Origin of the sequence: Xanthomonas cissicola, assembly GCF_008801575.1 — a bacterium.
In the GTDB taxonomy this organism is placed as follows: domain Bacteria; phylum Pseudomonadota; class Gammaproteobacteria; order Xanthomonadales; family Xanthomonadaceae; genus Xanthomonas; species Xanthomonas cissicola.
Window position 1 is genome coordinate 1 of the sequence record NZ_VZPL01000118.1, and the last position, 6,143, is coordinate 6,143.

4 protein-coding genes and 3 pseudogenes are annotated in these 6,143 nt (G+C 65.4%); all 7 read right to left on the reverse strand.

Features of this window, described 5'->3' with window-relative positions; all coding sequences use genetic code 11:
- Positions 1 to 127 precede the first annotated feature (127 nt).
- Positions 128 to 547 (reverse strand): annotated as a pseudogene (locus tag F7R02_RS23630) (DMT family transporter); the annotation flags it as partial.
- Positions 541 to 1,593 (reverse strand): UDP-N-acetylmuramate dehydrogenase, encoded by a 1,053-nt coding sequence (murB, locus tag F7R02_RS23635; protein ID WP_003482003.1) that lies wholly within the window; start codon positions 1,591 to 1,593, stop codon positions 541 to 543. The pseudogene F7R02_RS23630 and the gene murB, both read right to left, overlap by 7 nt.
- Positions 1,590 to 2,645 (reverse strand): quinone-dependent dihydroorotate dehydrogenase, encoded by a 1,056-nt coding sequence (locus F7R02_RS23640; RefSeq protein ID WP_005916277.1) that lies wholly within the window; start codon positions 2,643 to 2,645, stop codon positions 1,590 to 1,592. The genes murB and F7R02_RS23640 overlap by 4 nt, the downstream gene beginning before the upstream one ends.
- 5 nt (positions 2,646 to 2,650) lie before the next feature.
- Positions 2,651 to 3,419, reverse strand: a pseudogene (locus tag F7R02_RS23645) (class I SAM-dependent methyltransferase).
- A 2-nt stretch (positions 3,420 to 3,421) separates the two neighbouring features.
- Complete coding sequence (locus tag F7R02_RS23650; protein WP_005916283.1) at positions 3,422 to 3,706, reverse strand: DUF4190 domain-containing protein; 285 nt, start codon at positions 3,704 to 3,706, stop codon at positions 3,422 to 3,424.
- Positions 3,707 to 4,236: 530 nt separating this feature from the next.
- Positions 4,237 to 5,769, reverse strand: coding sequence for an L-piperidine-6-carboxylate dehydrogenase (gene amaB, locus F7R02_RS23660; RefSeq protein WP_005924466.1), 1,533 nt, complete (start codon positions 5,767 to 5,769; stop codon positions 4,237 to 4,239).
- A gap of 252 nt (positions 5,770 to 6,021) precedes the next feature.
- Positions 6,022 to 6,143, reverse strand: a pseudogene (locus F7R02_RS23665) (IS3 family transposase); the annotation flags it as partial.

The following is a 6,143-nucleotide window of genomic DNA, read 5'->3' on the forward strand; positions in this document are numbered from 1 at the left end:
GGCCTGCTTCAGCGTGGCGATGATCTGTGTCTCGGTGAACTTCGATGTGCGCATGGAACCTCCTGACTTGGGAACGATGCCAGAAAGATCTACTTATGCGGTGTCTGCGGATCGGGGGAGCTTACGGGATCACCAGCACGCCGATAAAACCCGCCGCCACCGCCAGCCAGCGCCGCAGCCGTACCTGCTCATGCAGCCACACCACTGCCAGCACCGTGACGAATAACGGTGTGGAGTAGGAGAGCGAGATGGCCTGCGACAGGGGCAGATGGCCGATCGCCCAAAACCCGCACAGCATCGAGGCCAGGCCGATCAAGGTACGGGCGAAGTACTGTGGCAATTGCCGCGTGCGCGGCAGCGGCTTGCCCGGCCGCAGGATCAACGGCAACAACGCCAGCAACCCGAACGCATTGCGGAAAAATGCGATCTCGGCGGTGGCAATGGTGCTCGAGGCCAGGCGGATGGTGATTGCCATCAGCCCGAAGGCGACGGTACTGGTGAGCATCCACAGCGCGGCTCGCCGCGAAACCTGCGCTGGCGTCACCAATGCGCCCCGATGATGCGCGGTTCCGGCTCCAGAATCACCGAATAGCGCTCGCGCACCGACTCGGCGATGCGTCGTGCGAAATCCAGCAACTGCGCGCCCGTGGCGGTGCCGTAATTGACCAGCACCAGCGCATGGTCGGGCGACACGCCGGCGTCGCCTTCGCGCTTGCCCTTCCAGCCGCATTGCTCGATCAGCCAGGCGGCCGACAATTTGCCCTGGCCGGCATGCTCGCCCGGATACACCGGCATGTCGGCAAAGCTGGCCTGCAACGCGGCAATCTGTTCGCTCGGCAGCAATGGGTTCTTGAAGAAACTGCCTGCATTGCCCAGCACATCCGGGTCCGGCAGCTTGCGGCGACGGATGTTGATCACCGCCTGCGCCACATCGGCCGCGCCTGCCAGCTCGGCGCCCATGCTTGCCAGTTCCTCGCGAATGCCGGCGTAGTCCAGCCGCAGTTCGTGCAGCAGCGGTAGATTGAATTCCACCGCCACGATCAGATAACGCTCGGGCTGCTGTTTGAACACGCTGTCGCGGTAGCCGAACGCGCAGTCGGCCGCATCCAGCCGCACGAACTGCTGGCTATGCCGGTCGAAGGCCTCCACCACGTGGATGAAGTCGCCTACCTGCGCGCCGTACGCACCGATGTTCTGGATCGGGCAGGCGCCCACGGTGCCCGGAATCAAAGCCAGGTTCTCCAGCCCCGACAAGCCCTGCTGCAGTGCGTACAGCACCAGCGCATGCCAGTTCACGCCGGCGCCGGCCCGCACGATGGCGTGGTCGGCACGGTGCGCGATGATGGACGTCTCGCGGTTGTCGAAACACAGCACGCAGCCTGGCGGATCGCCGGCCAGCAAGACATTGCTGCCGCTGCCCAGCACCAGCAACGGTTGTCCGGCGATCTCGGGCGCAGCCAATGCCTGCGGCAATGCCTCAGGCGCGTGGACATTGAGCAACCAGCGCGCGGTGGCTTCGACATGGAAGGTGTTGAGCGTACGCAGCGGCGCCTGTTCGCTCAGCTGCCAGCCTGTCTGCACTGCATCGCTCATAACGGCGACACCGCACCGCCGCTGGGTGCTTCGCGGCGGCGTCGGATGGCGTTGACGCATTCGCCGATGAGCTGCGGGCCGCGATATACCAACCCGCTGTAGCACTGCACCAGGCTCGCACCGGCTGCCATCTTGGCCACCGCATCGGCGCCGGAGTTGATGCCGCCCACGCCAATCAACGGAATCGATTCGGGCAGGCGCGCGCGCAGGCGCCGCAGCACCAGCGTGGATTGCCCCAGCAGCGGCGCGCCGGACAGACCGCCGGCTTCGGCAGCTAGCGGGTGATTGGCCACCAGCGTGCGCGTCACCGTGGTATTGGTGGCGATCACGCCATCCACCGCCAGGTCGGCCAGCACGCGTGCGGCGGCATCGATGTCGCGGTCGTTGAGGTCCGGCGCCACCTTGACCAGCATCGGCACACGTTTGCCGTGTTGCGCGCTTAGCGCTTCCTGGGTTTCGCGCAAGTCGGAAATCAGGCGGCGCAGCGATTGTTCTTCCTGCAACTCGCGCAAGCCTGCGGTGTTGGGTGAGGAGATGTTGACCGTGATGTAGTCGGCCAGCGGATACACGCGCTCCATGCAGTAACGGTAGTCGCTGGTGGCCTCTTCGTTGGGCGTGTCCTTGTTCTTGCCGATGTTGATGCCGAGCAGGCCTCCCGTGCGGCGTGCGCGCTGCACGTTGGCCACCAGCGCATCCACGCCTAGGCTGTTGAAGCCCATGCGGTTGATCACCGCCTGGTATTCCGGCAATCGGAACATACGTGGCTTCGGGTTGCCCTCCTGCGCGCGCGGCGTCACCGTGCCGATCTCGACAAAGCCGAAGCCCAGCGCAAACAACGCATCGATGTGCTCACCGTTCTTGTCCAACCCGGCACCCAGCCCGACCGGGTTGGGGAACATCAGGCCGAAAGCCGGGGTGGGCAGCGGCACCGGGCGCCTGGCCAGCAATGCCGTGGTGCCGGTGCGGTAGGCGGTGTCGATGGAGCGCAACGCCAGCGCGTGGGCGCGCTCGGCATCCAAGGAAAACAGGAAGGGGCGGGCGAGCGAATACATGCGGGTCAGTTCAATCTCCCGGCGAACACGCGGGTTTGGTATTGGAAGTCGATCAGCCCATCGTGCGCATACGCATCGAACAACGTGCGTAGCGCGGCGAGCATCGGCGCATGACGTGGGTCGTGCGCAAGCGGGGCGTACGAGGACGATAGCAGGCGGCCGCGCAAGCTCTCGAAATCCAGCCGCTGCACATTCGGGAAACGCGCCATGGCGCGGAAACCCTCGCCGAACCACGCCTGCATGGTGGCATCGTCCTGATACCGCTCGGCCACTGCGGAATAGTCGGTGCCGTAATCCAGCAGCAACTGCTCGTAGCCGCGCAGGAACGCGGTGCTGTCCAGTTCGCGCGAATTCCAGTACACCACCGCCAGCCCACCGGGTTGCAGGATGCGCGCCCATTGCGTCGCGCACGGCCTGCATGTCGAACCAGTGGAAGGCTTGTGCCGCAGACACCAAGCCCACGCTGGCATCGGCCAGCCCGGTGGCTTCGGCGGTGCCGTCGATCGCCTGAAACTTGGGAAATTCCGCCAGCCACTGCAGCGCCGCTTCGCGCATGGCCTGGTTGGGCTCCACCGCCGTCACCGCATATCCGGCTTCCAAAAACAGGCGGCTGGAAATGCCGGTGCCGGCGCCGATGTCGGCCACTGCCGTTGCGGGCGTCACGCCGAGTTCTCCGTGCAGCCAGCGCAGCAACTGCGGCGGGTAACTGGGCCGGTAGCGCACATAGGCCGCCACGCGGTCGTTGAAGCGCTGGGCGGAGGAGGGCGTGGCCATGCTCAACTGTTGGCGGCCGCAAGCCAGGCCATGCCGCCGAAGAACAGCAGGAAAAACGCGATTCCCACGACCCAGAGCGCCACCGCCAGCCAGCCCATGATGAGGCCGCCGATGGCCAGGCCGTCGCCGTCCAGGCCATGTGGATTGCGGCGGATTTCCGCGCGGGCCAGATGCCCGGTAATGATGGCGCAGATGCTGCCCAGGAACGGGATCAGCGTCCAGCCGAGAATGCCGGCAACCAGGCTGACGATCGCCATGGCGCTGGTCTGTCGAACGACAACGTTCATCATGAACTCCTTGAAAGGCGGGCAGCCGAAGGCTGGCGTTGCATGATTATCCCAGAGCCGCCGGGCAAAAGGCGTGCCGTTTGCGGCCAAACGTCGTTGCGGGGCTGGTTTTGCGGGCGGGACCGGCTCCAATCGCCGCTCGTGCGGGCAGAGCATGGTCGGTCATGCCGGTCGAGACGCGTCCTGCAGTTCGCTGGCCTTCGGTGGTGCCGACCGGGCGCCGTGCGGGTCGGCGGGTTCAAGCCGGGCCGGTGCCATGTGGCGACTGCGTTGTGCCACCGGAGCGAACGCTCCGCCTCGCGCAGACGTGGCGTACTTGCACAGAGCCGGATTGCTGAGCGTCGCCTGCAGCCGCCGATGCTTCACTGGCTGCCACTGCCACTGCCACTGCCACTGCCACTGCTGCCGCTGCCGCGAAAGCGAGAACCGCCGGGTTGCGTGCGTCGGGTACGCCACGACGGCCGTTGCAGCAGGCCCGTTGCGACCACGCAGCGCGCCGAGCATGTGCCCGGCGCGCCATGCAACCTCGATCAAAGATCGAACTTGATGCCCTGTGCCAGCGGCAACGAATCGGAGTAGTTGATGGTGTTGGTCTGGCGACGCATATAGACCTTCCACGCATCCGAGCCGGACTCGCGCCCGCCGCCGGTTTCCTTCTCGCCGCCGAACGCACCGCCGATCTCCGCACCGGAGGTACCGATATTGACGTTGGCGATGCCGCAATCGCTGCCCGCCGCCGACAGGAACTTCTCGGCCGCCTTCAGGTTCTGGGTGAAGATCGACGACGACAGGCCCTGCGGCACGCCGTTCTGCAGCTCGATCGCCTCATCCAGCGTGCTGTACTTCATCACGTACAGGATCGGTGCAAAGGTCTCGTGCTGCACCACCGCGTCGCTGTTCTGCAGCCCCGTGACAATCGCCGGCAGCACGAAGTTGCCCGGGCGATCGATCGCCGTGCCGCCCACTTCGACCGTGCCGCCGGCCGCCTTGGCCTTGGCGATCGAGTCCAGGAACTGCGCAACGGCGCCCTGGCTGTTGAGCGGGCCCATCAGGTTTGCCGGGTCGGTCGGGTCGCCGATCTTGCTGTCGAGCTGCTTGTACGCCTTGACCAGCGTCGCCAGCACGGTGTCGTAGATGGAGGCGTGCACGATCAGCCGGCGGGTGGTGGTGCAGCGCTGCCCGGCAGTGCCGACGGCGCCGAACACGATGCCCGGGATGGCCAGCTTCAGGTCGGCGGTTTCGTCCAGGATGATGGCGTTGTTGCCGCCCAATTCCAGCAGGCAGCGGCCCAGACGACGGGCGACTTTCTCTGCCACCACGCGGCCGATCTGGGTCGAACCGGTGAAGCTGATCAACGGCACGCGGGTGTCTTCGACCAGCTTCTCCGACAGCGCCGTGCCGGCATCGTTGATCAGGAAGAAGATGTCCGGGAAGCCGGCATCCTTCAGTGCCGCGTTGCAGATCTTCATCGTGGCGATCGCGGTCAACGGCGTCTTGTTGGACGGCTTCCAGATGCAGATATCGCCGCAAATCGCAGCCAAAAACGCATTCCACGCCCATACCGCCACCGGGAAGTTGAACGCACTGATGATGCCCACCAGGCCCAGCGGCTGGTACTGCTCGTACATGCGGTGGCCGGGGCGCTCCGAATGCATGGTGTAGCCGTACAGCATGCGGCTCTGGCCCACGGCGAAGTCGGCGATGTCGATCATCTCCTGCACTTCGCCGTCGCCTTCGGGCTTGCTCTTGCCCATTTCCAGCGCCACCAGCGAGCCCAGCGCATCCTTGTGCGCACGCAGCGCCTCGCCGCACAGACGCACGGCTTCACCGCGACGCGGCGCCGGCGTGGTGCGCCATACCTTGAAGGCGGCCTGCGCACGCTGGACGATCAGCTCGTAGTCTTCCGGCGTGGTGGCCTGCACCTCGGCGATCACCGCATTGGTGGTCGGATTGAGCGGCTGCAGCACCCCGGCGCCGCTGGCCTGCGACCAGGTCGCCTCGCCAAGATAGGTACCGGAATTGGACGCGGCGAGGTCGAGCGCCTTGAGCAGGTCAGCGGACATGGGATCTCCTGGAAACAGTGGCGGTCGTGGTGGCAGAGCCACCCGCAACACGGTAGCCGCCGATTTTAGCAGGCTCCGCCGGCCGCCTACCGCCACCGGCTTGGCAATCGCAACGATCGTGCGACAATGCCGCCCTTGGCCCCGTAGCTCAGCTGGATAGAGCGTCCCCCTCCTAAGGAAGAGGGGAAATTGAGGGGCTACCTTTATCTGGTCTAACCTACTGTTTCATAAGGCCTGTGGCTGACCAGGGTTCTACCCCGATATCACGGACGGTTGTAAAAGAGCTGCAACCTTCTGATCCTGCTTGGCCGCCCTTCGCCGCATCCTTGGGTTGTGGCGTCGCTCGATGTAGTCAAACACATCCGCTCTTGCTC

Excerpts from the sequence above, each read along its gene's own strand:
- F7R02_RS23640 (WP_005916277.1), bottom strand. The coding sequence starts at position 2,645 with ATGTATTCGCTCGCCCGCCCCTTCCTGTTTTCCTTGGATGCCGAGCGC.
- murB (WP_003482003.1), bottom strand. The coding sequence starts at position 1,593 with ATGAGCGATGCAGTGCAGACAGGCTGGCAGCTGAGCGAACAGGCGCCG.
- amaB (WP_005924466.1), bottom strand. The coding sequence starts at position 5,769 with ATGTCCGCTGACCTGCTCAAGGCGCTCGACCTCGCCGCGTCCAATTCC.
- F7R02_RS23650 (WP_005916283.1), bottom strand. The coding sequence starts at position 3,706 with ATGAACGTTGTCGTTCGACAGACCAGCGCCATGGCGATCGTCAGCCTG.